Origin of the sequence: Streptomyces sp. BE303, assembly GCF_036290945.1 — a bacterium.
Classification (GTDB): Bacteria; Actinomycetota; Actinomycetes; order Streptomycetales; family Streptomycetaceae; genus Kitasatospora.
The window spans coordinates 1-3,327 of sequence record NZ_JAQYWZ010000861.1; the positions used below are offsets into that span (position 1 = coordinate 1).

Annotated in this window: 1 protein-coding gene; it reads left to right on the forward strand. The window is 74.3% G+C overall.

Annotated elements, in window-relative coordinates; all coding sequences use genetic code 11:
- Positions 1 to 3,327, forward strand: a 3,327-nt coding sequence (locus PUR56_RS30665) for an SDR family NAD(P)-dependent oxidoreductase (RefSeq protein WP_329951369.1), incomplete at both ends; no start/stop codon positions are given.

A 3,327-nucleotide genomic window follows, 5' to 3' on the forward strand; every position in this document is an offset into this window, starting at 1 on the left:
GCCGAGATCGACGCCGTTGCCGAGGCTGCGGGTGGGCGGGGCTGGAAGTCCAGCCGTCTGCGGACCAGTCACGCCTTCCACTCCCGGCTGATGGAGCCGATGTTGGAGGACTTCCGCGCCGTGGTGCGTGGGTTGTCCTTCTCCGAGCCTTCGGTCCCGGCGGTGTCGTCGGTGACCGGCCGCCCGGTCGGTGTCGGGCAGTGGTCGGACCCGGAGTACTGGGTCGACCAGGTCCGCAAGCCGGTCCGCTTCGCCGACGCCCTCGCGGCCCTCGACGGCGTCACCAGGTTCGTCGAACTCGGCCCGGACGGCGTGCTGTCCGCGCTCGTCCAGCAGCCCGACGCCGTCACGGCGCCGCTGCTGCGCCGCGACCGTGACGAAGTCACCACCGTGCTCACGGCGCTCGCGACCCTGCACGTCAACGGCGTCCCGGTCGACTGGTCGCCGCTGTTCACGGGCGTCCGACCGGCCGAGCTGCCGACCTACGCCTTCCAGCACCAGCGGTACTGGCTGGAGACCCGCGCCCAAGCGCCGGCCGTGGCCGCCGACGAGGCGTTCTGGGACCCGATCGACCGTGGCGACACCGCCGGACTCGCCTCCAGGCTCGGTGTCCCGGTCACCACCCTGGAACCGCTCGTTCCCGCGCTGGCGTCCTGGCGGGCCCGCGGTCGGGAGCGCTCGCTGATCGACGGGTGGCGTCACCGTGTCACCTGGAAGCCCGTCACCGATCTGGCCGAGGCGGCGCCCCGTGGCCGCTGGGCGATCGTCGGTGACGAGGCGTCCGTACGCGTCGAAGCGTCCGAGTTCGCCGAGGCGCTGACCGCGCTCGGCGCCGACGCCGTGGTCGTACCGCTCGGCGACCGCGCCGACCTGGCCACGCGTCTGCGTGAGCTGGAGCCCGCAGGCATCCTCGTGCTCCCGGCCGTGTCCCTCGCGGGCGCACTGGCCGTCGTCCAGGCATCGGCCGAGGTCGCGGGCGGTGCGCCGCTGTGGTTGGCGACCCGGGGCGCGGTGTCCGTCGGCCGGGCGGACGGCGCGCCGAACGTCTTGCAGGCGGCGAAGTGGGGACTGGGCCGCGTGGTCGGCCTCGAACACCCGGAGCTCCTGGGCGGACTGCTGGACCTGCCGGAGACCCTCGACGCCAGGGCGGTCGCCCGGCTCGGTCCGGTGCTGGCCGGTGCGCTCGGCCCCGAGGACCAGGTGGCGGTTCGCAGCAGCGGCGTTCTGGTCCGGCGTCTGGTGGCGGCCCCGGCGACCGGCGGAGCCACCTGGCGTCCGCGCGGCACCGTGCTGATCGCCGGAGGCACCGGCGGGCTCGGCGCCCAGGTCGCCCGATGGGCGGCCGCGAACGGCGCGGAGCGGATCGTGCTGGTCAGCCGGCGGGGCCCCGCCGCGCCCGGCGCGGAAGCACTGCTCGCCGAACTTCCGGGTGCCGAGGCGTACGCGTGCGATCTCTCGGACCGGGCCGCCGTCGAGGCGCTGCTCGCACAGGTCGGTGCGGTCGACGCGGTCGTGCACGCCGCAGGTGTGGCCGAGGACGCCGGGCTGGCCGACGCCGACGCCGGGCACCTGAACCGTGTGCTGTCCGGCAAGGTCGACGGGGCGTTGCACCTGGACGCGCTGGTCGGTACGCGTCTCGACGCGTTCGTGGTCTTCTCCTCGATCGCCGGAATCTGGGGCAGCGCCGACCAGGCCGCCTACGCGGCGGCGAACGCGGCGCTGGACGCCGTGGTCGCCGGACGCCGTGCCCGAGGACTGCCGGGCACCGCCGTCGCCTGGGGCCCGTGGGCCGAGGTCGGCATGGCCGCCGAGGCCGAGGTCGCCGACCGGCTGCGCCGTCGCGGCATCACCCCGGTCGACCCGGCGCTCGCGCTGGCCGCCCTGGCCGGCGCGGTCGGGGCCGGCGAGGACCAGGTGACCGTCGCCGACATCCGGTGGGCCGACTTCCTGCCCGCTTTCACCAGCACGCGCGCCCGGCCGTTCTTCGCGGATCTCCCGGCCGCCCGTGACCTTGCCGTCCCCGAGCCGCTGGGTGGCTCCCAGTCGTCCGCGTTCGTCCAGCGGTTGGCGGGCGTGCCGGTCGCCGACCGGCAGCGGCTCGTCGCGGACGTCGTACGGACGCACGTCGCCGCTGCCCTCGGTCATGCCTCGACCGGGGCGGTCGAACCGTCGCGGGCGTTCAAGGAGCTGGGCTTCGACTCGCTGACGGCCGTCGAGCTGCGGAACCGGTTGCAGGCCGCGACCGGGCTGGTGCTTCCCGCGACGCTGGCGTTCGACTACCCGAGCGCCGAGCGGCTCGCCGGGTTCGTTCTGGAGCAGGTGGTCGGCGGCGCGGACGCCGCGGGTCCCGCCGCTCCGGTGCCCTTGGCCGCCACCGGCGACGACCCGGTGGTGATCGTGGGGATGGGTCTGCGGTTGCCGGGTGGTGTGGGGACGCCGGAGGAGTTCTGGGATCTGGTCGCGTCCGGGAGGGACGGGATCGGGGCGTTCCCGACGGATCGTGGGTGGGATCTGGAGGGGTTGTACCACCCGGATCCGGAGCATGCGGGGACGTTCTACGCCCGGGAGGGCGGGTTCCTGTACGGGGCGGGGGACTTCGATGCGGGGCTGTTCGGGATCTCGCCGCGTGAGGCGTTGGCGATGGATCCGCAGCAGCGCCTGTTGCTGGAGACGTCGTGGGAGACGCTGGAGGCGGCGGGTGCCGATCCGCTGGGCCTGCGCGGCGAGCCGGTGGGCGTGTTCGTCGGCGCCTCGTTCATGGGGTACGGCACCGGGGCGGCGGAGAGCGGGGAGGGCCTGGAAGGCCATCTGCTGACGGGTACGGCTTCGTCGGTGATGTCGGGGCGGATCTCGTACACGTTCGGCCTGGAGGGGCCTGCGGTGACGGTGGACACGGCGTGTTCGTCGTCGTTGGTGGCCCTGCATCTGGCCGCGCAGGCGCTGCGTTCGGGTGAGTGCTCGATGGCGCTGGTCGGTGGTGTGACGGTCATGCCGACGCCGGATGTGTTCGTGGAGTTCTCGCGTCAGCGGGGTCTGGCGCCGGACGGCCGGTGCAAGTCGTTCGGTGCGGGTGCGGACGGGACGGGTTGGTCCGAGGGTGTCGGCATGCTGCTCGTGGAGCGGTTGTCGTCTGCGAGGGCTGCCGGTCGGCAGGTCCTGGCGGTGGTGCGGGGCACGGCGGTCAATCAGGACGGTGCGTCGAACGGTCTGACGGCGCCGAACGGTCCGTCGCAGCAGCGGGTGATCCGGGCGGCGTTGGCGCAGGCGGGGTTGAACCCGCAGGACGTCGACGCGGTCGAGGCGCACGGCACCGGCACGACGCTCGGC